This is a genomic window from Alteromonas alvinellae (assembly GCF_902705805.1).
Genome location: NZ_CACSIH010000012.1, coordinates 79,516 through 101,234, shown reverse-complemented (window position 1 = coordinate 101,234; position 21,719 = coordinate 79,516). Strand labels below are relative to the sequence as shown.

The following is a 21,719-nucleotide window of genomic DNA, read 5'->3' as shown; positions in this document are numbered from 1 at the left end:
AATTACGATTGCTTTTTCACCGTTGCAATAGCTAGCTCTTCAAGCTGCTGTGGATTTGCAGGGCTAGGCGCCGATGTTAATGGACATGCCGCTGTGGTTGTTTTAGGGAATGCCATAACATCACGAATAGACGTCGCGCCAGTCATAAGCATTACCAGACGGTCTAGACCAAACGCAAGACCTGCATGCGGCGGCGCACCAAAGCGCAGTGCGTCAAGCAAGAAGCCAAACTTGTTCTTCGCTTCTTCATCGTCAATGCCAAGAATGTTGAATACCGTAGACTGCATGTCTTCATTGTGAATACGTACAGAACCACCGCCTAATTCAACACCGTTCAATACCATATCGTAAGCGTCAGATAAGGCTTCAGCTGGGTTAGCTTTAAGTTCTTCTGGCGTTAAACCACGTGGCGCGGTAAACGGGTGGTGAATAGCGTGAAGCTGACCGTCAAACTCTTCGAACATTGGGAAGTCAACAACCCAAAGTGGCTTCCACTCGCCTTCAAGAAGCTCAAAGTCTTCACCAAGCTTAAGACGAAGTGCGCCCATCGCTTCGGTAACCACAGTGTAGCTGTCTGCACCGAACAATAGAATATCGCCACTTTGTGCGCCAGTGCGCTCTAGCATGGCGTTAGTGATATCTTCGGTTAGGAATTTAAGGATGGGCGACTGTAGACCTTCAAGACCAGCACCAGCATCGTTAACTTTAATCCAAGCTAGGCCTTTCGCGCCGTAAATACCTACAAATTTAGTGTATTCGTCTATTTGCTTACGCGAAAGCGACGCCCCACCCGGTACGCGAATAGCTGCTACGCGACCTTTAGGGTCGTTCGCCGGGCCGCTGAATACTTTAAAGTCAACGTTAGCAAGCAAGTCTGCAACGTCTGTTAACTCTAGCGGGTTACGTAGGTCTGGCTTATCGCTACCAAAGCGCGTCATGGCTTCTTTGTACGTCATGCGCGGGAAGTCGCCAAGGTCAACGTTTAGCATTTTGTTGAACAAGTCGCGGATCATGCGCTCGGTAATAGACATTACGCCATCGGCATCTAAGAACGTGGTCTCAATATCGATTTGGGTAAACTCTGGCTGACGGTCGGCACGTAAGTCTTCGTCGCGGAAGCACTTAACAATTTGATAGTAACGGTCCATGCCCGACATCATCAGAAGCTGTTTAAAAAGCTGTGGCGATTGCGGAAGTGCAAAGAACTCACCTTTGTGCGTGCGGCTTGGCACTAGGTAGTCACGTGCACCTTCTGGCGTTGCCTTAGTAAGAATAGGGGTTTCAATATCAAGGAAACCTTCTTCTTCTAGGAAGCGACGTACAGCACCGGTTACTTTTGCACGGAATTGTAAACGCTGGCTCATTACAGGACGGCGAAGATCTAGATAACGATAGCGAAGGCGCTGTTCTTCTGAGTTTTCTTGGTTCCAGTCTAGTGGAAGCACGTCAGATTTGTTGATCACTTCGAGGCCTGTGCCTAGGATCTCAATCTCACCAGTGCGCATGTCTTTATTTACTTGACCTTCAGGGCGCGCACGCACTTTACCCGTTAGCTTAACGCAGAATTCGCTACGCAACGTGTTAGCAACCGATAGCACGTCTGGTAAATCTGGGTCGAACACCACTTGTACGATACCTTCGCGGTCGCGTAAGTCGATGAAAATTACACCGCCCAAATCGCGACGCTTATTAACCCACCCGCAAAGGGTAACTTCTTGTCCAATGTATGATGAATCGATATTCCCACAGTAATCTGTGCGCATGGTCCTTGACCCCTGATGTTTTTTCTTGCTTCGCATGCAGTGAATTGGCGTTCAAAACCGCTTACTTTTGGGCTTAAGACTTTGCCAAAAATCGCGTAAACTTGCTGGCCAATTAGCTGGCCCGCCCACAACATGCATAATGTAATGATTTAAAGGCCGCATAGTATAAACAAATGCTTGATAAAGCCCAATGACAAATATGCACAAATCAGCCATATCACAAGGAAATCTCTATATTGGATTACCAATGTGGCAACACAGCCATTGGCCAAGCACGTGGTTTGCTAATTATCCCAAATCTGATAATGGATTGTCGCTGTATGCCAAGGAGTGTAATACGGTTGAAGGGAATACCACATTTTACTCTCTTCCCCACCAAGACGCTGTAGCGAGATGGTGCGATTCAACACCCGACCACTTCAGGTTTACTTTCAAGTTTCACCAAAACATTACGCATGTACATCAATTACAGCATTGTGATGAAGAGGTTGCCCAACAGCTTGCTTTACTAAGCCCGTTAAAAGAAAAGCTAGGAGTCATGATGCTGCAACTGCCCGCTTCTTTCGGGCCAGAAAAGCTATCCATTTTGGATACCTTTTTAGCAGCGTTACCACAAGAATTAAACGTAGCGGTTGAGGTGCGCCACTTGACGTTTTTTGCAAAGGGGGATGAAGAAAAGGCGCTTAACCAACTTTTGATCCGCCACGGTGCGAATAGAATCATTATGGACACCCGAGCGCTTTTCACTGGCTCTTTAGACGCAGGGGGAACAAGTAGACGTGCAATGCTAGAGGAGGTGCGAGAGAAAAAGCCCCGTGTACCAGTAAACGTTATCGCTACAGGCCATACTCCCATTGTGCGTTTTGTCGGTAACGATGTAGACGATGACAACCAACGCTGTTTGTTACCTTGGGTGAAAAAAGTGAAAATTTGGCAAAGTGAAGGAAAAGACGTGTACTTTTTTTGCCACCGCCCCGACAACAAAGATGCTCCCTGGTTAGCGCAGCAGTTTATCGATTTGTATAACAACACTACTTCATCACTTGCGCTAAATAACCTGTCTATTAAAACTCAACCAGAGCAGAATTCACTGTTTTGATGACGAGCAACTGACATTGAGCCTATCAATATTTTTTAATAGATAGCGTTTTTCTAATTCAGCGGTAAACTACTGCTCTTATCTATTTTGGTACTACACCATTATTTACCGTGAAATAGCCTCAATGAACCATGAATATGAGAAAGCGCGTATTGCTGCGCTTGAATCGCTAGATATTTTAGATACTTCCCCAAGCGAACAACTTGACGAGCTCACCAAAACCGTACAAGAAGAGTTTAATGCTAAAACCTGCTTAGTAAGCCTTGTTGCAGAAGATCGCCAATGGTTTAAGTCCCGCCAGTGTATGGATGCTACCGAAACACCGCGTAATATCTCGTTTTGCACCTACGCGATAGCCGAAGAAGAATACTTGATTGTTCCCGACGCTAAAGCCGATAAGCTATTCGCTAATAACCCGCTGGTTACTGGCAGCCCTTTCATAAGAGCTTACGCAGGTGCTATCTTGCGCAACAAAGATGGCTATGAATTGGGTACGTTATGCCTACTGTTTGATGAACCACGTGACTTTTTAGATGTTGAGATAGAAAGCTTAAAAAACCACGCCCGCACAGTTGAAACCATTATTTTTTCAGAGCACCTTCCAGCATAACTCCAGCCCTACGCTTTTCGTATCGCAAAACAAAAACGCATCACTAAAAAGTGATGCGTTTAATAACTCTCTAAGCTCGACTATGTCTATCTGAAATCAGCTGCGTCTAGCTCGTGCTTTTTCATAAGCTTGTGCATATCAGTTCTATTTCTACCAGCAAGCTCTGCCGCGCGCGTTACGTTGCCGTCGGTCATTTTAAGAAGCTTGTGAAGGTATTGTTGCTCAAAGGCATCGCGCGCTTCTGTGAGCGTAGGCCAGCTTTGCTTGGTTGCTGAAAGAGCCTGCTCGACCAAATGAAGCGGAATAACCGGCGTTTGTGTTAACGCCACACACTGTTCAACCACGTTCACTAGCTGGCGTACGTTACCTGGCCAAGATGAGGTCACTAACTGCTGCATTGCGTCATCTGAGAACTGACTTACGTTTACGCCATGACGCTGCGCACTTTGTTGTAGTAATGATCGCGCAAGTAAAGGGATGTCCTCGCTACGCGATTTCAGCGAAGGAAGCTTGAGATTGACTACATTTAGTCGGTAATACAAGTCTTCGCGGAAGGTGCCTTCTTCCATTTCTTTATGCAAATCTTTGTGCGTCGCAGAAATGATACGCACATCAATGTCTACGTGCTTACTGCTTCCTACAGGGCGAATTTGTCGTTCTTGTAGAGCACGCAATAGTTTAACTTGAAGCGTCATTGGCATATCGCCAATTTCATCTAAAAATAGCGTACCACCGTCAGCTTCTCTAAATAAACCGGGGTGTGCCGCTACTGCGCCAGTGAACGCGCCTTTTGCATGACCGAATAGCTCTGACTCAAGTAAGTTTTCAGGCAATGCTCCACAGTTAATCGCCACAAATGGCTTGTCGCTGCGGTTACTGGCTTTATGAATGGCGTTAGCAAGCAGTTCTTTACCCGTTCCACTTGCGCCGCTAATAAGCACAGATACTTCACGCTGAGCTATGCGGAACGCCTGGTCTAGTACATTTAGCATTTCTGGAGAACGGGTAATGATGTCCTTTGCCCAATCGCCCGGCTGTGCAGCTTGAGACTGGCTAAGTGCTTTTTGCAACAGCGCGCGTAATTCATCGTGATCGACAGGTTTAGGCAAAAAACCAAATACGCCACGCTGAGTGGCTGCTACCGCATCAGCTATGGTGCCGTGAGCCGTCATGAGAATTACCGGAATATCTTTTCTAATTCCCATAATTTCTTCAAACAAACTCAGACCATCTAAGCCCGGCATACGCAAGTCACTCAATACTACATCGTAGTTGTCATTTTGAAGCTTTCTTAACGCTGATTGACCGTCTTCCACTGCGGTCACCTCATAACCTTCGCCTTCCAGACGAATGGTTAATAAGCGCAATAAGCTCTTATCATCATCAACCAACAATAAGTTAGGGTTACTACTCGCCTTTTCGCTCACTGTTGTGTACTCCTGTTTTTATCCATCAGTGTTGCTTCAATTTGCAACAATTCTTCTAATTTTTTGCGCAAGTTAAAGGCTTCTTTTTCAAGCGCTTTTAATTTCTCTCCACGAGAGGTATTTTCTTGCTCCAACACCACCATGGCAGACTCTAACTGCATTATTTGATTGTTGTGCGATGCGGCAATCACATTAATCACTTCCTGAGCTGTTGGGGTAAAAGTGCCCGCAATATCATCCAGCGCGAGCTGAGCGCGCAATCTATCTTGATAAGGGGTATCCGTGGGAAGCGTCAGTAGGTAGGCATGAAGCGTATCGAACGCTGAATCTCCTAGCGCTTCTAAACTCTGCTTGCGTTTTAACCAAGGTTGGTTGGCCGCGTCAATCCACGCGTTAAGCCAATAGGTTGCATCGCAATTGTGCTCAACCCCCTGTGGAGGCTCGGCAAATAAACAAAGGCCACGTTCTATTTTAGCTACAGGCGTCACCTTTTCTGGCTCACCTGCGTTGTCGTTATTTCTGGTTAAACTCTGACATCCTGTCAGTACCAGTAAGGCGACAATTAAACCACTTTTTCTCATTTTATTTTTCCTGTCGCGGAATGGTCACTCTAAAGCAAACATCGGCATAGTCTACATCTACAACTTTTACATCACCATGCATTAGTCGAGCGCAATCGGCAACAATTGATAACCCTAACCCCGTTCCAATAACGTTGTCGTTTCTTGGCTCGGTTCCTCGAATAAAAGGTTCAAATAGCGTGTGTACCGATTCTGGTGCAATACGTTTCCCACGGTTTGCTACGTCCAGTACAAGGTTATCATTTTCGTTATAAAGGCTAATATTAATCGGTCTTCCAACCGCACCGTGCGCAACGGCATTGGACACTAAATTATCGAGTATTCTTCTAAACAACTCTTCGTCTACATGCACTGTGGGGGCGGAAATATTTACATCCACCTCTCTTTCTTGAATGGCAAGGGCATAATCGTCTAAGCAGGCGGTGACCAGCTTACCTGCATCGCTTTCAACTATTTTGGGTTGCGCCTGTTGTAAGAGCAAATTGTAGTCGAGTAATTTTTCAACCAAGGTATTAAGGCGCTGTGTGCTGCCGGTAAGTAATGACAGCACTTCTCGTTGACTATTATTTAACTCGCCGACCACGTTTTCTGACAATAAACTACAGCCTTCTTTAATACTCGCTAGCGGTGTTTTGAGTTCGTGTGCAGCATGTCTTAGTAAAGCGGTCCTGATATGTTCTAATTGCTGAAGGCGGTCGTAGAGCCAGTGCAAATCCTTTTCTACATCAATAAGTTCTTTGGGAGCCTGCCTGGACAACGGAGGAAGCTGACCGTCACTGTGCGCCATTATCCGAATTATTTTTTTGAGGTTATTAACAGGGTTTACAATCAGTTGGCTGCCCATCAATATAAGCAGTAACGACACGCTTACCAACATGGCTGTGGACCACGCTTGCTTTGCCTGCATGGCGTTCAAGTCGTCTTGCTGGACTTTAACCCGCTCTGTTATTGCCGCTTCTACATCATCGCGCAATTGATCTACGCTATCTGCTACTGACGCTAAATATGCGTTAAGCAATAGTTGGTCTTCTATGGCCCTGTACTCAGCAAGTTGGTTGAGTTGTTCGGATAGTCGAGAACATGTTGCTGGAACAGAAAGCGCCTGACATAGGTTGTCAGCCGCTACGGCAAACTGGTCTATAGCATTATCAGAAAGCTGCGCTACTCGCTCGTTACGTAGAACAGCAAACTGTCTAATACTGCGCTCAACATCGACAACTGCGTTATCTAAACGCTGCATGTCGCTAACAACATCCACCACAAAACGCGTTTCAAGCGTTGTCATTTGACCGACTTTAGCTAAATCACTTTGACTTTGCCATAGCAGTGCTATGAGCGGGATGAGGGCCAGTACAAAACTACCTAACGTTAACTGCCTTAGTGAACCAAGTTGTACCAAGCGTTCACCAAACGATACCTTGTTTATCAGAACCTTACCCTCATCGATGTTGATATTCTTATCTACTCACCTGCCGTGAGTTTTTCATTACCCGGCGTAAGCTTACTCTTTGCCAATTCTGCCTCAGAAAGCTTACCGTCTTCGTTGTCGTCAATCAGACCAAAGTTACGCAGTAATCCCGTGTGTCTTACCGCTTCCTTAAGAGAAATCAAGCCGTCTTTGTCTGTATCTAACTGTTGAATGAGCGAACGCGCCGGTGTGGCATGCGCATCTGCTACTGAAATGGCTTGTACTGCTGCAACAGCACAAAGTGCTAAGAAAACTTTTTCGAGACGTTTCATCATGAATCCTCCGCTAAACGCTTGTTAAAATCCTTCTCAATTCGCCAGTTTCTATCCTATGGCTTCTGCCAATAATGAATGATTAAGGCATAGGGATATTACCATTAGTCTTCAATCAACCACATCATTAATGCATTTAAACTTACTATGCGATTTTCAGACCACAATAAATATAACTATAAAAAACAGAAGGTTGAGAAAATAACAATGCTTTAACATGGGTAATCTATGGGCAGGTGTTGCAATAAAGAAACACTGGTAGTGAGTGCATGTCGGCAACAATACCGACATGCCTATTTTAGCATCAGATGAATTCTTCAGCCTTATAGTGGCTGGGTGAAATAACGAGCGCATCGATTGGAACTGGCTTGCTGAACATGAAACCCTGAACATTGTCGCAACCGTGCTCTTTGAGATACTGCCACTGCTCAAGATTTTCTATTCCCTCAGCACACACAGAAAGGGATAGTCGTTTTGCCAAATCAATTATAGCGCCTGTTACTAAGCGACTGCGTTCCGATGATTGAATTTCCGACACAAACTGCCTATCGACTTTAAGCGTATCAATATTGATTTGAGTAAGATAACTCAAGGAGGAATATCCCGTCCCAAAATCGTCGAGGGCAATCGCACATCCCATATTACCAATACGTCTGAAAAACTTGTTGGAAAGCGTAAAGTTTTCAAGGTATGCGCTTTCAGTCACTTCAAATTCAATGTTTTCGGGGTTTACATCGTAAAGCGTAAAGGTATTGTAGATATAGTCGAAGAGTTGATTACTTCTCAGGTCGTGGCCAGATAGATTAATTGAAGCTCTAAAAGCGCCCACAGCCCAACGCCTGAGTTCGGGCATATCTATACACACTCGATTTATTACCCATCGAGTAATCGCGGTAATCTTTCCACCTTGTTCTGCTATAGGAATAAATTCGTTTGGCATAACGAGGCCGAATTCAGGATGTTGCCAACGTATTAATGCCTCAACGCCAATAACATTTCCGTCGTTGTTGACTTTTACTTGGTAATAAACAACAAATTCATCATTCGCTATCCCTTGCTCTATGCCGTTAGCCAAATGAAGTTTACGTTTGTGAGATTCCACCATGTCTGGCGTAAATAGCGTATAACTTCCCCTTCCTCTCGCCTTCGAGCGATACATGGCCAAGTCGGCATTACTCATGAGTTCACTTAAATCGTAACCCGCATCAGAAGCAGTAGCCACGCCTACGCTCAAGCCAACAGTTAAAGAAAGTCCTCTAAGCTCAAAGGGTTCATCAAATGCTGTAATTAATCTCATTGCGAGACGCTTTGCCTGGTCGGTCGTTGCATCTCGATCAGGGAGTACTAAGAATTCATCGCCACCTAAACGAGCAAACAAGTCACCGTCTCTAAGTAGACACTGCACTCTATCAGCGACTTCTATTAAAATTAAATCGCCTGTCTCATGCCCTAAAGAATCATTTATTCCTTTAAATCCATCAAGGTCAAAAAATAAAAGCAACAAATCTTCATCATTTCTTTTCGCTCTTGCTAATTCCAACCTAAGGTTATCAAGAACAAATTGCCGATTGGGTAAGCCTGTTAGGCTATCAAAATTAGCAAGGCGAGACATGGTTTCTTGCTGGTCGACCAAGGTTTGCTTTTGTTCAAAGTTAACCAGAAGCTCAACTTCGATCGCGTCTAGTAAGCTGTTAATGTTGCTAGCTATTCTACCTATTTCATTAGATGAGTGAATTGAGCTTCTCAGCGCATAATCTTTGGTTTCGAAGACTTCCTGAGTAAATCGGCCTAATGAGGCAAGCGGTGAAATTAAGCGATATAGAATGGAAATACACACCCCGGCACACAATAACCAAAGTGCGAGTATGACGGGGGCTTGTTCCAAAATATGTCGGGCACTATTCGCAGACTGTAAATTGTTGATGTCAATATAAATGACAATGTGACCCATCGGATAGAGGCTACTTCCTACAATTTGGTGATCTACGATAACTCCTTCGTATTGTGAGATGCCAAAAGGAACATTTTGAGGTGATGTGGGTAGGGATGCATTACTTATCTCGAGCACTCTCTCTGGCTGAACAGCCGAAATCACATTAAAATGATTATCGTAAAGGAACGCGGATAAAAGATGCTCGTGCTCTTTGATTGGCTGAAAAAGTGAAGAAAACAATGCATTGTTACCGGGGTTTCTTTCCATCATCACTGACAATTGTAGTGCGAGAGAGTTACTCAAGGCAGCGGTATTATTTTTCACGACGGTAACAACAGATTCGTGATGGTCTAGCCTATTGACCAAGGCAACTGCGATGATCAAAACAGACATAGATAAGGCAATAGTGAGCCCAATCGGAATTTTTAACGTTCTAAACACTCATGTGTCCTTGCTTTACAACTTTTCTTATAGCGGAATAGGCAAGGAATATTTATCCAAACACTACCACTTATTTATTATTCTGGGCGTAATAGTAAGTCACGTGCTTTGAAATTAACAACGTATTTTTGTTTAAGTAGCCAGCACTGTTCTGGAAGTGGATTATTTAGAACCTTCTGCAATCTCAAGCTTAGTCTTAATGAATTGGCTATGAGGCACATACAACAAGTCAGCTATTTGTCTTATGGTGCTCTCTTCTAGTGGCGCTAAGGATTCATCGGCATAGGCTATCGCCCAAAGACTTTTGATTACGCTAACTTTTTCGTCTGCAGAATAATGTTTATTGAGCACCTGAGTAAAATGCACAAGGTCAACCGCATCATCAGCCGTTTCCTGTCCTTGTTCTAATAGCAATGCTATTGCCTCATCATCAACATTAACAAGGCGCTTTAGCTGTTTTTTATATTCGTCCTTTTCAGTTTGAGTTACCTGATTGTCAGCATTGACTAACTCGCTAAGTAAGGCAGCTGTGGCAAGTTCAATCGTGTATGCAGGTTTTGCTTTGTTGTGTGACTCTTCAAATAGTTTCAAAAAAGATTTCAGCATGATGCCTCTGGTTAGTGGCTTTAACAGCGCAGCTGTTCGATTAGGATAATTGAGTATTTGAATATTTATTACTAAGGAAAAGAGGATTTCGATTAGTTGTTTAAAAATGTGGATGGTTTAGCTTAGGTGGCTGCGCTCTTTTCACACAAAGCTAGTTTCTTTACTGCTGACGAGTACTAAGTAGGCAAATAGCTTTACTGCCATTCTTCTCAAACCAGACTCGCTCACATAGAGTCTGAATTAAAGGAAGGCCTCGACCAAAGCATTCATCATTAGAAAAATGCGCTCCCGCTAAATACGCTTTGTTTTCCCACTGGAATCCATTCCCACTATCTTCTACCGAAACGAGCACTTTTCCCCTATCAGGTAAAGATTCTACTCTAACGATGATTCGACCGCGGCTTAGAGCTTGTAGAGATGCCTCCCTATTTTCATAGTATTGGTGAAATCCAGCGCTGTCTTGTTTAAGTTTCGAGTCAAGCTTTAAAATACCGTGCTCAAGTGCATTATTAAAAAGCTCTGATAACACTGTGAATATAATCGAACGGATACCTTGCATCTCTTCACACTGTCCTGCCAGCTGTAGTACACGTGGCAGAATATCAGGCTGCTTTAGGTGCTCGGCATCCAGAGTTACCTCATGTACTGACGGAAAAGCGGACGCGACTTGGTTTCTCAGGTGCATATTTATTGGTTTTGAGGTGAATACCACTAAGGTTACATCATCTTGAAATGTAGACGTTGCACAGTGCGCCTTAGCACGCTCAAATAATAATTTAGCGTCGACAACGCCTTCTTCTATCATTTGATTTTTTACTATCTCTGCTAGTCCTTCTTCCAGCAACATATCACCATCATCATTTGAGATTTCGATAAGCCCGTCACTGCAAATGATTAACTGCTCATTGTGTCCTAAATTAACCGTGTCAATATCGGTGTTAAGCTCATGTTCTTCTAATACCCCTAGGGCCATGTGACGAGAACATACTTTACGTGGCGCCATGTTTGATGTCGCAGGAATAATCACTGCAGGCATCCCGCCCTGCCACAAATTTATGCGGTTTCCCGCCGCATTAATCTCACCAACTACGGCAGCCATAAACATATCACTGGGCAAAAACTTAATGAGGATCTGGTTTAATTCACTAACAATTTCAGATACCGATACACCTTGTTGACTTAGCTCTTGAAATACACGTGTTACAGGCAGGGCGCCAATAGCCGAAGCAAGACCGTGTCCAGTAAAGTCCCCCACAATGAAATAAATGCCCCCACTAGGGCTTGCTTCGCACAAGAATAAATCACCGTTAAAGGTTTCGGCTGGTTGAAGAAAACAATCGAAATGCGTCTGCACTTCCGGGCGATTAACTATGGCATGACTGAAGATATGCTCAACAATGGCGTGTTCCCGTGCCACCCTTTGATTAAAAAGTCGCAGGCTCTTGTTCTGTTGTTCAACGTGTTCACTTAACGCACGTATTTTTAAGTGCGCCCTAATTTTCGCAATTAAGATATGACGGTCAAAAGGTTTTGTAGCAAAATCGTTTCCCCCTACTTCTAAACAGCGCACTAAGCTGTCTTTGTCCTCTAGGGCAGTGATAAACAGAATAGGAAGATAAGGGCCTTTAGCAAGTTGACGGATTTTTGGTGCAACATCAAAACCAGACAGCCCAGGCATAACAACATCGAGCAAAACCAAATCTGGCTGCTCTTCAATAAATGTTTCAATCGCCTCTATACCATCTACTGCTTCAACGCATTCTGTATAGCCAGCGTTATAGAGCATGTTAGTCAAGAGAGTACGGTTGATAGCCTCGTCATCAACAATGAGGATTTTCAACAGAAGAAGTCCTAATCAGGCTACTTAATTTCGAACTTTTTATCGAACCTGGATATTTTGAGAATTTTTGCCACCTGAGGTCTGGCGTTCTCGATACTGTAGGAGAGTTCTTTGCCTGCCAATGTTTTCTGCATGTTCAATAGCATGCCTAGTGCTGAGCTATCCATATACTCTGTACGAGACAAGTCAACAGCGATATGAGTTACGCCGTCATTCAGTTCGCTGTATGCGTTTCTAAAACCTTCGACTTTACTGAAATCAAATTTTGTTCCTACATCGATTACCAATACTTTCCCTTGATTCTGGTAGCTTGACGTTATTTCCATATGCTTTCCTTAAAATGTCAGCAGAAATGCTTCAATACATGCTTTTAACTTTGCTATCCTTATCTTAGTTGAACTTTTTTACATCGCCATCAAGAAGTGCTTAAACTTTCGTATGATTAAGTTTTGACAAGCATAAAAAGGATGGTTTTACGGATTTTATTGAGGTATCTATGCAAGATTGGCAAGACGCTCTTTTGGTCTACAGTACAGAGAGCGGCAAAATAAAGCCTGAGCAAAAACCAGAGCAACGTTCAGTTTCTTCAGACGGCGTAGTTCGTATTCACAGAGAAACGAAAGGTCGCAAAGGAAAAGGTGTGTCGTTAATTAAAGGGCTAGATCTTCCTTCTGACGAACTAAAGAAACTTGGCTCAGAATTAAAAAAGAAATGCGGTTGCGGCGGAGCGGTAAAAGATGGCGTCATTGAAGTACAAACTGATGACAGAGAAAAACTGCGCTCACTGCTAACTGACAAAGGGTACAAAGTTAAGCTTGCGGGTGGTTAGTGATTGAAGACCACAAGCACGCTCTCACTTTTTCATAAACATATAACAAAAAGAGTCTGAAATGGAAAAGCTGTCAATTTCTGATTTACATATTATTTTGGTTGAACCATCTGACACACAACGAAAAATTATCACTACGTTGCTGTTAAAAGAAAACGTTAAGGAAATTGACCCAGTCAGTACCCTTTCCGAAGCTCGTTCAGCGGTTAAAGCCCATGGCGCCGACTTAATAGTTAGTGCTATGTATTATGAGGACGGAACTGCACTAGAGCTTCTCAAGTTTATAAAAGAAGACGACGCATTTAAGAGTATTCCATTTATGCTCGTCTCCAGTGAAAATCGACTAAGTAAATTGGAAGAATTCAAACAGGCGGGTGTCGCAGCAATTCTTCCTAAACCCTTTGAGCCTCTTCATTTATCACGTGCCTTAAATGCGAGTCTCGACCTTATCAACCACGATGAGTTAGAACTAGAATTGTTTGATGTGCACGACGTTCGTGTGCTGCTTGTCGATGACAGTAAACTTGCGCGGAATCATATTAGACGAGTACTTGAAGGAATGGGACTGCAGCGAATCCAAGAAGCTGAAAATGGCGCAGCTGCGCTTACTTTAATAAAAGACCAAGCTTTCGACCTAGTGGTTACCGACTACAATATGCCTGAAATGGACGGTCGAGAGCTGTCTGAATTCATTCGCTTTAATCCAGAAACCACGCATATTCCTATTATTATGGTGACATCTGAATCGGCAGACAGTGCCCATATGGCCAACATTCAGCAAACCGGTGTAAATGCCTTGTGCGATAAGCCTTTTGAGCCAAATGAAGTACGCCAAATGCTGTCAGCGCTTTTAGGTAATTAGCCTTCATAGCATGCACTTTTAAACGAATGCTACATATCGTGAAACTGCGCGATGTGTAGCAAACTCATTTTTAGTTCTTTTTCAAGCCCCTCATATCAAAAACAACTATACATTTTGTAAAAATGGGTTGACACACATAGGGGTTCGACATACATTCAGGTTCATGAAACAGATAATAAAGCACGTAGTATTTTTCATTTTTGCGTTTACATCCTTTTACTAGGGAGGCGCAGCTACATGCATAAAAACCTCCCACTTGGGAGGTTTTTTTTTAGCAACATTTATTTATAAGATACGCACGGGAATGATATGTCAGACAATGCATTAGATACTGTTAGAGAGCGCATTACCGCTCTTGACAGTGAATTACTTACACTACTCTCAGAACGCAGAAAGTTAACTAACGAAGTGGCCGAGACAAAAATAAAGCACCACATTCCTGTAAGAGATCAAAAGCGTGAAGAACAGCTATTAGTGCGCTTAATAAAAGAAGGCCAGAGCATTGGTTTAGATCCTCATTACGTAACACAAATTTTTCACGTTATTATTGAAGATTCAGTTTTAAACCAGCAGGCAATGCTTGCTGAACGTGCTAACCCTGGCAGCACGCTACCGTTAAACCGAGTAGCATTCCTAGGCGACAAGGGCTCTTACTCATACCTTGCGACACAGAAGTATTTTTCACGTAGACCTGGAGAGTTGTTGGAAATTGGCTGCCAAAGCTTTGCTGAAATTATTCACAAAGTTGAGAGTACAGAAGCCGATTACGCGGTGCTGCCCATTGAAAACACAACCTCTGGCAGTATCAATGAAGTGTACGACCAACTTCAGCACACACAGCTAAGCATTATTGGTGAGCTTACCCACCCTATCCGCCATACTTTGTTAGTAGGGACTAATACCAGCATCGATAAAATTAAAACACTTTATGCACACCCTCAAGTGTTCACTCAATGTAGCCATTTCTTAGCCGAGCTAGGCAACGTTGAAGTAAAGACTATGGACAGCACAAGCTCTGCCATGTTGACCGTTAGTGAGCTTCAGCGCGACGACGTAGCGGCTATTGGAAGTGAAGCAGGCGGCAACCTTTATGGACTGATGGCAATAAAGAGTAACTTGGCGAATCAAAAAGAAAACCATAGCCGCTTTATTGTTGTTGCTCGCAATCCTGTGGTTGTCCCTTTGCAAGTACCAGCTAAAACAACCCTCGTTATGTCTACCATCCAAAAGCCAGGCGCACTTGTAGAGGCCTTATTGGTGCTTCGAGAGAACAGCATCAATATGACCAAGCTTGAATCCCGCCCTATTCCAGGCAACCCTTGGGAAGAAATGTTCTATATTGATGTGGAAGGCAATGTAGAAGATGGCCCTGTGCAAAATGCCCTTGATGCATTGCGTGGAATTACACGCTATATCAAGGTACTAGGATGCTATCCGAGTGAAGAAATTAGCCCAACCAAAGTTGCGGCGGCGAGCGCGCTAGCTGACTAACATGTAAGAAGCGAGCTTTTAGCTCGCTTCTTACTCTTAACCCATTCTAGTTAGCACTACTTATCTCTTAAAAGCTGACCGTCATCCGCCTTCAACAACATCTGTTTGCTGTCTACTAAGCACTTCTTCGCATAGTCTCCGAACCACGCGCCTACTTTAATAAACTGTTCTACAAACCCTTTTTTATCGCCATTTTCAAGTAATGATAGTGCAATCCCGAAGCGTTCATAAAAGCGGCGCAGAAGTGCAAAGTTATCAGGGTTATTGAAGATAATATCGGCATACAATTGAGGTGACTGAGCGAATAATCTGCCTACCATTGCCAGCTCTAAACGATATATTGGAGAGCTAAACATGGTGAGAGATTCAAGATTAGGATCTTCACCTTTTAAATGTTGTCCGTACACAAAGGTGTTGAAGTGGCGCATAACCTGAATGTATGCCATGGCTTGGTCGTGTTCTTGCGCGCTGGAGTCGTGAATTGTGGCTCCCCAAATTCGCATTTGTTCAATAAGCCAACTGTACTTGTCGCTGTCACGACCGTCGCACACTACCACTACCTGCTTAATCATGCCTGGTGCGTCAGGACCAAACATGGGGTGTAATCCAACGACAGGGCCACTATGTACAGCTAGCATTGCTTCAAGTGGCTTAGCTTTAATACTGGTTATATCTGCGAGCACACAGCCTTTTGGCAGCATAGTTAGCTTGCTAATCACGGCTTCTGTTAGATTAATAGGTACTGCAACAACAACCAGCGAAGCACAACTTAGTAATGATGTTGCTCTGCCATTTTCCCAATCGTCTTTTTCAACGACCGAAACCTTGTAATTACTTCGTTCAAATAAGCTCACAAACACGCGGCCAAGCGCCCCCGCTCCACCAATAACAACAACGTTATCAATATCAGGTTTTACACAGCGGTATTTGTTGTTTTGCGTGTGATAAGACTCTCGCATTACGCGGCGTAATAGGTCTTCAGTGAGTTCGGGCGACACCCCAAGTGCTTCGGCCTGAGCACGGCGAGAGGCGATCAGCGATTTTTCACGCTCTGGCACATATACAGGCATACCAGCTTCAGCCTTAATTTGACCGACCTGGGTTGTGATTTTATTGCGTTTTGCGAGTAATTCGACAAGCTGGGTATCCAGCTCGTCGATACCTTCACGCAGCGTATCTAACTTCTTTAAGTGCTGCGATAAATCGGCCATTCTGTCTTATCCTTGAATCAAATGGCACGGGGCTTGTGGCCAACATTACTTGGCCACATTCGGCGTTACTAGGATTTACGCCACCGTGCGCTTATTTTGGCGTAAGGGTAACACAGTTATTAACTTATCTCTGGTTTGAGATATTAAGTTCTCTGTTGTTTCCCAATCGATACATCCGTCCGTAATTGAAACGCCGTACTCAAGTTCTTCAGGTTTCTTGCCTTCTGCTTTTTGATTACCAGGTTTCAAATGACTTTCCAGCATAACGCCGATGATAGATTGATTGCCCTCTAGAATTTGATTGACCACATTCTGTGCAACCAAAGGCTGGCGGCGATAATCTTTCGAGGAGTTTGCATGGCTACAATCCACTACCAAGCCTGCTGTCAAACTCGCATCCTGCAGCTCAATTTCACATTCTGACACGCATACCGAGTCGTAGTTTGGCTGCTTTCCACCACGAAGAATAATGTGGCCATCTGGGTTACCGCTGGTGCCGATAATGCTTACCTGTCCCTGCTTGTTAATACCCATAAAACGGTGGCCTGAAGCCGCAGACTTAAGCGCATTAATGGCAATATCCAAGCTTCCATCTGTGCCATTTTTAAAACCTACAGGCATAGACAGACCACTCGCCATTTCACGGTGAGTTTGCGATTCAGAGGTACGCGCACCGATAGCTGCCCAGCTAAACAGCTCAGCAAGATATTGTGGGCTAATTGGATCCAATGCTTCAGTAGCTACAGGAAGCTCTAGTTCAGCAAGCCAAATTAACAGCTCTCTCGCTTTACGTAAGCCAGTCTCGATATCAAACGTTCCGTCGATATGCGGGTCATTGATTAAACCTTTCCAACCTGTCGTAGTACGCGGCTTTTCGAAGTACACACGCATCACGATAAATAGCGTGTCTTTGCATGATTCATGAAGCTCTTTTAGCTTAAGTGCGTACTCTTTCGCGGCTTCAACGTCGTGTATAGAACATGGTCCACACACTACAAGTAATCTATGGTCGCGACGATGGATGATATCTGAAACAATCTTTCTAGACTCAGAGATAGCCGCTAACGCTTTGTCTGACACAGGCAATTCAGCACTCAGCGCTTCAGGGGTTATAAGTACATCTTCGGTACTTACGTGAACATTATTTACGGTGTCCTTGATCATGGGAGCTCTCTTACTCTCTTAACTACAAATAAAAAACGGAAAATTAAACGCCAAAAGAGTGTGCAATCTGCATGTAAACTTTAATGTACAACCAGCTTTTCTATATTTCTTTAACGTCATTGACTTTTTAACAACTCAAGCACTATAGCGCAAGTAATAACGAATAATACTTTAATCTAGGGTAGATTCGAAGTGAATGAACATGACTGAATGGCAATAGCGCGCGCCGCCAGCCCATTTTTTGACCAGCAGTGAGGTTTATTCCACATAGCCTGCCTAGTTAAGCACCTAGTGCCTTTAATATTTGTATAAACGTTCAAAACCCGGCAAATTTAATGAGGTAATTTACCAACATAAATAAGCTAAATTTCTCATCTATCGAAAGATTTCGGTATCATAGCGCTATCAGAATAAAAACGAGAAAACGATGCAAAATTTAGCCCTCACGTACACTGGTAATGTCGCTATTCTAACCATGAAAAATGGTGAAAACCGTCACAACCCACTCTTTGCAAAGGAGATGCTTTCAGCGTTAGATACCATCGAGCAAAATGAGAGCTGTAAAGCGCTAGTGCTCACGTCAAACGATGAGAAATGCTTTAGTCTAGGTATAGACACAGACTGGCTTATGCCGGCAATGAAAACTGGCCGTACTGAAGAAATAAAGCAATTCATGCACGATATGGACGAGGTATTCAAAACGCTGTTGCTTTACCCTCTCCCTGTTATAGCGGCTATCAACGGCCACGCCTTTGGCAATGGTGCGATTTTAGCGTGCGCTTGCGACTTCAGGTTTATGCGTTCAGATAAAGGTTTTTTCTGTTTTCCGGAAGTCGACCTTTCAATCCCCTTCCTGCCCGGTATGATTGAGTTCGTAAAAAAAGCGATGCCGTATCATAGATTTAACGAAATGAAACTTTCAGGAAGACGCGTTTCGGGTAAAGAGTTAGAGCAAGATCATGTGGTAGAAAAGGCTTATGACTCACAAGAAAGCTTACAGGAAGGCGCGCTGAATTACGCTAAAACCTTCGATAAGAAGCGCGGCATTTTTGGTGAACACAAAAAACGTCTGCACAAACATATTATCGATACTATCGACAACGAAAATAAGCCTTTAATAGAAGCACTCTCACTTATGGCGTAGCCGTGAAACTTGATGAAGTGAAGTGCCTCACGTGGTGCTTCATCGCACTCTATAGCTTGGAAATGCGTGTTACTGCTTTACTAGTTAGGTTGTACTGGATTTAGGCGTTCTTTTCCTAAACAGGTCTATTTTCACGCCCCAATGAAGTGACGCAATTCTTAGTAGAACAGTGACGAGAATTGAGCCTAGAATGCACCAAAGATAGGAAATATCCAAAGTAAACAGAGCGGCATAGGTAAGCCCTCCTGCAAAACATGCACTTGCATAAACATCACCACGCATGACGTAAGGTACTTCTCTACACACCACATCGCGCATAAGACCACCGAAGATACCGGTCGTCATACCCATCGTTAGGGCGACAATCATTCCGGTTCCGCTCATCAAAGCCTTTTCAATACCCATTACATTAAAGATAGCCAACCCTATGGTATCAATAAGAATAAAGTAAAAATTGGAAGGCGACGGCATATAACGTACAAACAGCACGGTGGCGAAAATGGCAGAATAGGTAGCGAGAAGGTATTCTGACGTTTCGACCCAAAAGATAGGTTTTCCTAAAAGTAAATCTCGTAGTGTGCCGCCACCGAGCGCTGTCATTACGCCGACAACCACAATACCAAAACCATTGATGTTTTTATCGTGTCCAAGCAGTGCACCAGATACGGCAAAAAAAGCGACACCTACAATGCCTAGCACAATAAAATAATCCGAGCTCATTCTTTACTCTATTAAGAAACGTTAATGTTTGTATTGTGCAAAGAAGAAAAAAGATCGAATTTCAGGCACAAAAAAGCCCGCTTAACGCGGGCTTTTTCGAAGTTAACAATAACGCAAGGATTAGTAATCTTAGTTAAGCTTCTCTTTGATACGTGCAGATTTACCTGAACGCTCACGTAGATAGTAAAGCTTAGCACGACGAACCGCACCGCGACGTTTCACTTCAATTGAAGAAACTGCCGGGCTGTGTGTTTGGAACACACGCTCAACGCCTTCGCCGCTAGAAATTTTACGCACGGTAAAAGACGAGTGCAGACCACGGTTACGTTTAGCGATAACAACACCTTCATAAGCCTGAAGACGCTCTTTGTCACCTTCGGTAACGCGAACTTTAACAACTACTGTGTCACCTGGACCAAACGCAGGAACATCAGTCTTTAGCTGTGCTTCTTCGATTTTTTTGATGATATCTTGACTGACTTTGCTCATCATATCCTCTCGTCCTAGTTAACTGTCATCTTGCTGCAGTTGCGCTTGGAATAATTCAAGCAAACGCTGCTGCTCCTCAGTCAGAGCTAGGTGATTTAACAATTCAGGGCGACGCTGCCAGGTTCTACCTAATGATTGCATCAATCGCCACTGCCTAATTTTTTCATGGTCCCCACTTAACAACACATCAGGTACCTTTTGACCATCGAGTATTTCGGGCCGCGTATAGTGCGGACAATCCAAAAGACCGTCAGTGAAAGAATCTTCAACTGCTGAGGCTTTATGCCCCAACACGCCAGGAACTAATCGAGCAACCGCATCCATAAGGACCATTGCTGGCAGTTCACCGCCGCTTAGCACGTAATCACCAATAGAGACTTCTTCATCTACATGGCTTTCGATTACTCGCTCGTCGATGCCTTCATATCGGCCGCAAATTAAAATTGTGCGGTCAATGTTAGCAAGGCGCTGTACGCCTGCTTGGTCAAGGGGTTTCCCTTGTGGTGATAAGTAGATCACCTTACTTTTTTCGCCACCCACTTTCTTGGCAGCTTGTATTGCGTCGGTTAGCGGTTTTACCATCATCAGCATACCGGGTCCGCCTCCGTAGGGGCGATCGTCTACTGTACGATGGCGATCATGTGTAAAGTCACGGGGGTTGAAGGTGTCAACCGATAACGTTCCAGACTTAACTGCTCGACCTATAACACCCTGTTGGGTAAAAGGGGCAAACATATCTGGAAACAGGCTAACAACGCCAAACCACTTTTCCGGTGTCACTTAGAACCCCGGGTCCCAGTCAACTTTAATGACCTTCGCTTCCTTATCCACCTCTTGTACGACTTCGTCGAACACAAAAGGCAATAGTCTTTCTTTTTGACCAAAAGCATCGCCTACATTCGCTTTAACGTGAATCACGTCGTTAGCACCTGTATTAAACACTTCTTTCACCACACCCAAGTCGTAACCTTGCGTTGTTACTACTTTCATGCCGGTGAGCTCACGCCAATAAACCCCTTCGTCGCCTAAATCAGGCAGCTGTGAAGCGTTTATGTTGATATCCAAGTTTTTGATACGCTCGGCATCATCTCGACTATCAACGCCCACAATTTTTGCAACGAGGCTTTTACCGTGCGGTCGCCACTGGTCAATTTCGTATTCTTTTTCATCGCCAAGAAACCATGGCGCATAATCAAAAATACCTTCTGGCGTTTCTGTATAGCTGTTGATTTTGACCCAACCTTTAACACCGTACGGTGCGCCAATTTTGCCAACAATCACTTTGTCAGACGCTAGACTCATCTATACCACCAGTTAATAACAGCTTACGCTGCAGATTTTTTCGCTTCTTTTACCAAGCTAGAAACGCGATCTGATAAGCTCGCGCCTACGCCAACCCAGTATTCAACACGCTCTAGATCTACGCGAAGACGTTCCGCTTGACCTTGTGCAGTTGGGTTGAAGAAACCGATGTTTTCAATGAAACGACCGTTTCTTGCACGACGGCTATCAGCCACCACTAGTTGATAAAATGGACGCTTTTTCGCGCCACCACGCTGTAAACGAATAGTAACCATAAATGCCTCAAACTCGTTGTAGCGTTACCGTTAACTTAAGCCTTCCATCAACGTCTAAAAATTAGACACCAATTAGAAGGCCGCCGAATTATACGGATATCACCACTCATTGCAAGTAAAAGTCTTGCTTAACTTATAATTAGCGCATGCTTGGTGGTATTGTTTTAATCATTGCCGATAGCAGCACCACAA

At 44.0% G+C, this 21,719-nt stretch carries 22 protein-coding genes; 6 read left to right on the top strand and 16 right to left on the bottom strand.

Features of this window, described 5'->3' with window-relative positions:
* Nucleotides 1–2 precede the first annotated feature (2 nt).
* Nucleotides 3–1,763 (bottom strand): aspartate--tRNA ligase, encoded by a 1,761-nt coding sequence (aspS, locus tag ACX5KA_RS01055; protein WP_014948860.1) that lies wholly within the window; start codon nt 1,761–1,763, stop codon nt 3–5.
* 247 nt (nt 1,764–2,010) lie between these two features.
* Here aspS and ACX5KA_RS01050 point away from each other — a divergent pair, with 247 nt between their 5' ends.
* Together ACX5KA_RS01050 and ACX5KA_RS01045 are read left to right on the top strand one after the other, a co-directional pair.
* Complete coding sequence (locus ACX5KA_RS01050) at nt 2,011–2,862, top strand: DUF72 domain-containing protein (RefSeq protein ID WP_458730240.1); 852 nt, start codon at nt 2,011–2,013, stop codon at nt 2,860–2,862.
* Between the two features lie 124 nt (nt 2,863–2,986).
* Nucleotides 2,987–3,472, top strand: a complete 486-nt coding sequence (locus ACX5KA_RS01045) for a GAF domain-containing protein (protein WP_039227292.1) — start codon at nt 2,987–2,989, stop codon at nt 3,470–3,472.
* Nucleotides 3,473–3,558: 86 nt separating this feature from the next.
* Here the strand turns inward: ACX5KA_RS01045 and ACX5KA_RS01040 are convergent, their stop codons facing one another.
* From ACX5KA_RS01040 to ACX5KA_RS01005, 8 genes are all read right to left on the bottom strand, one after another.
* Nucleotides 3,559–4,899, bottom strand: coding sequence for a sigma 54-interacting transcriptional regulator (locus ACX5KA_RS01040; RefSeq protein ID WP_014948857.1), 1,341 nt, complete (start codon nt 4,897–4,899; stop codon nt 3,559–3,561).
* The gene (locus ACX5KA_RS01035; RefSeq protein WP_039216771.1) at nt 4,896–5,480 is read right to left on the bottom strand and encodes a hypothetical protein; all 585 of its coding nucleotides are present in this window, start codon (nt 5,478–5,480) and stop codon (nt 4,896–4,898) included. Before ACX5KA_RS01035 ends, ACX5KA_RS01040 begins: the two co-directional genes overlap by 4 nt.
* A gap of 1 nt (nt 5,481) precedes the next feature.
* On the bottom strand, nt 5,482–6,879 hold the full coding sequence (locus ACX5KA_RS01030; RefSeq protein WP_039216770.1) for a sensor histidine kinase: 1,398 nt from the start codon (nt 6,877–6,879) through the stop codon (nt 5,482–5,484).
* Nucleotides 6,880–6,941: 62 nt separating this feature from the next.
* Nucleotides 6,942–7,223, bottom strand: coding sequence for an EF-hand domain-containing protein (locus ACX5KA_RS01025; RefSeq protein WP_240485715.1), 282 nt, complete (start codon nt 7,221–7,223; stop codon nt 6,942–6,944).
* 301 nt (nt 7,224–7,524) lie between these two features.
* Complete coding sequence (locus ACX5KA_RS01020) at nt 7,525–9,594, bottom strand: putative bifunctional diguanylate cyclase/phosphodiesterase (RefSeq protein WP_458730239.1); 2,070 nt, start codon at nt 9,592–9,594, stop codon at nt 7,525–7,527.
* Between the two features lie 162 nt (nt 9,595–9,756).
* Nucleotides 9,757–10,200, bottom strand: a complete 444-nt coding sequence (locus ACX5KA_RS01015; protein ID WP_458730238.1) for a tellurite resistance TerB family protein — start codon at nt 10,198–10,200, stop codon at nt 9,757–9,759.
* A gap of 160 nt (nt 10,201–10,360) precedes the next feature.
* On the bottom strand, nt 10,361–12,040 hold the full coding sequence (locus tag ACX5KA_RS01010) for an ATP-binding SpoIIE family protein phosphatase (protein ID WP_458730237.1): 1,680 nt from the start codon (nt 12,038–12,040) through the stop codon (nt 10,361–10,363).
* A gap of 20 nt (nt 12,041–12,060) precedes the next feature.
* Nucleotides 12,061–12,366 carry an STAS domain-containing protein gene (locus tag ACX5KA_RS01005; protein WP_458730236.1) on the bottom strand — a complete coding sequence of 102 codons (306 nt, stop codon included), beginning with the start codon at nt 12,364–12,366 and terminating at the stop codon, nt 12,061–12,063.
* Nucleotides 12,367–12,536: 170 nt separating this feature from the next.
* Between ACX5KA_RS01005 and yciH the strand changes: the two genes are divergently transcribed.
* The 3 genes from yciH to pheA all read left to right on the top strand — a co-directional run bounded on the left by yciH (nt 12,537) and on the right by pheA (nt 15,222).
* Nucleotides 12,537–12,869 (top strand): stress response translation initiation inhibitor YciH, encoded by a 333-nt coding sequence (gene yciH, locus ACX5KA_RS01000; protein WP_039216764.1) that lies wholly within the window; start codon nt 12,537–12,539, stop codon nt 12,867–12,869.
* Nucleotides 12,870–12,930: 61 nt separating this feature from the next.
* A complete protein-coding gene (locus tag ACX5KA_RS00995; protein WP_039216762.1) occupies nt 12,931–13,731 on the top strand; it encodes a response regulator in 801 nt (266 codons plus the stop codon).
* A 309-nt stretch (nt 13,732–14,040) separates the two neighbouring features.
* Nucleotides 14,041–15,222 (top strand): prephenate dehydratase, encoded by a 1,182-nt coding sequence (gene pheA, locus ACX5KA_RS00990; RefSeq protein WP_039216761.1) that lies wholly within the window; start codon nt 14,041–14,043, stop codon nt 15,220–15,222.
* 56 nt (nt 15,223–15,278) lie between these two features.
* Here pheA and tyrA read toward each other — a convergent pair whose 3' ends face one another.
* Both tyrA and ACX5KA_RS00980 read right to left on the bottom strand, forming a co-directional pair.
* Nucleotides 15,279–16,433: a bifunctional chorismate mutase/prephenate dehydrogenase gene (gene tyrA / locus ACX5KA_RS00985; protein ID WP_458730235.1), complete on the bottom strand. Its 1,155-nt coding sequence runs from the start codon at nt 16,431–16,433 to the stop codon at nt 15,279–15,281.
* A gap of 75 nt (nt 16,434–16,508) precedes the next feature.
* Nucleotides 16,509–17,597: a 3-deoxy-7-phosphoheptulonate synthase gene (locus ACX5KA_RS00980; protein WP_039216759.1), complete on the bottom strand. Its 1,089-nt coding sequence runs from the start codon at nt 17,595–17,597 to the stop codon at nt 16,509–16,511.
* Between the two features lie 427 nt (nt 17,598–18,024).
* Between ACX5KA_RS00980 and ACX5KA_RS00975 the strand changes: the two genes are divergently transcribed.
* A complete protein-coding gene (locus ACX5KA_RS00975) occupies nt 18,025–18,741 on the top strand; it encodes an enoyl-CoA hydratase/isomerase family protein (RefSeq protein ID WP_039216758.1) in 717 nt (238 codons plus the stop codon).
* 84 nt (nt 18,742–18,825) lie between these two features.
* Here the strand turns inward: ACX5KA_RS00975 and ACX5KA_RS00970 are convergent, their stop codons facing one another.
* From ACX5KA_RS00970 to rpsP, 5 genes are all read right to left on the bottom strand, one after another.
* Complete coding sequence (locus ACX5KA_RS00970; protein ID WP_039216756.1) at nt 18,826–19,461, bottom strand: trimeric intracellular cation channel family protein; 636 nt, start codon at nt 19,459–19,461, stop codon at nt 18,826–18,828.
* Between the two features lie 129 nt (nt 19,462–19,590).
* Nucleotides 19,591–19,950, bottom strand: a complete 360-nt coding sequence (gene rplS, locus ACX5KA_RS00965; RefSeq protein ID WP_024015986.1) for a 50S ribosomal protein L19 — start codon at nt 19,948–19,950, stop codon at nt 19,591–19,593.
* 18 nt (nt 19,951–19,968) lie between these two features.
* On the bottom strand, nt 19,969–20,730 hold the full coding sequence (gene trmD, locus ACX5KA_RS00960; protein ID WP_014948834.1) for a tRNA (guanosine(37)-N1)-methyltransferase TrmD: 762 nt from the start codon (nt 20,728–20,730) through the stop codon (nt 19,969–19,971).
* Nucleotides 20,731–21,252: a ribosome maturation factor RimM gene (gene rimM, locus ACX5KA_RS00955; RefSeq protein ID WP_039216754.1), complete on the bottom strand. Its 522-nt coding sequence runs from the start codon at nt 21,250–21,252 to the stop codon at nt 20,731–20,733. It lies immediately after the preceding gene.
* A gap of 23 nt (nt 21,253–21,275) precedes the next feature.
* Nucleotides 21,276–21,527 carry a 30S ribosomal protein S16 gene (gene rpsP / locus ACX5KA_RS00950; RefSeq protein ID WP_014948832.1) on the bottom strand — a complete coding sequence of 84 codons (252 nt, stop codon included), beginning with the start codon at nt 21,525–21,527 and terminating at the stop codon, nt 21,276–21,278.
* Nucleotides 21,528–21,719 lie beyond the last annotated feature (192 nt).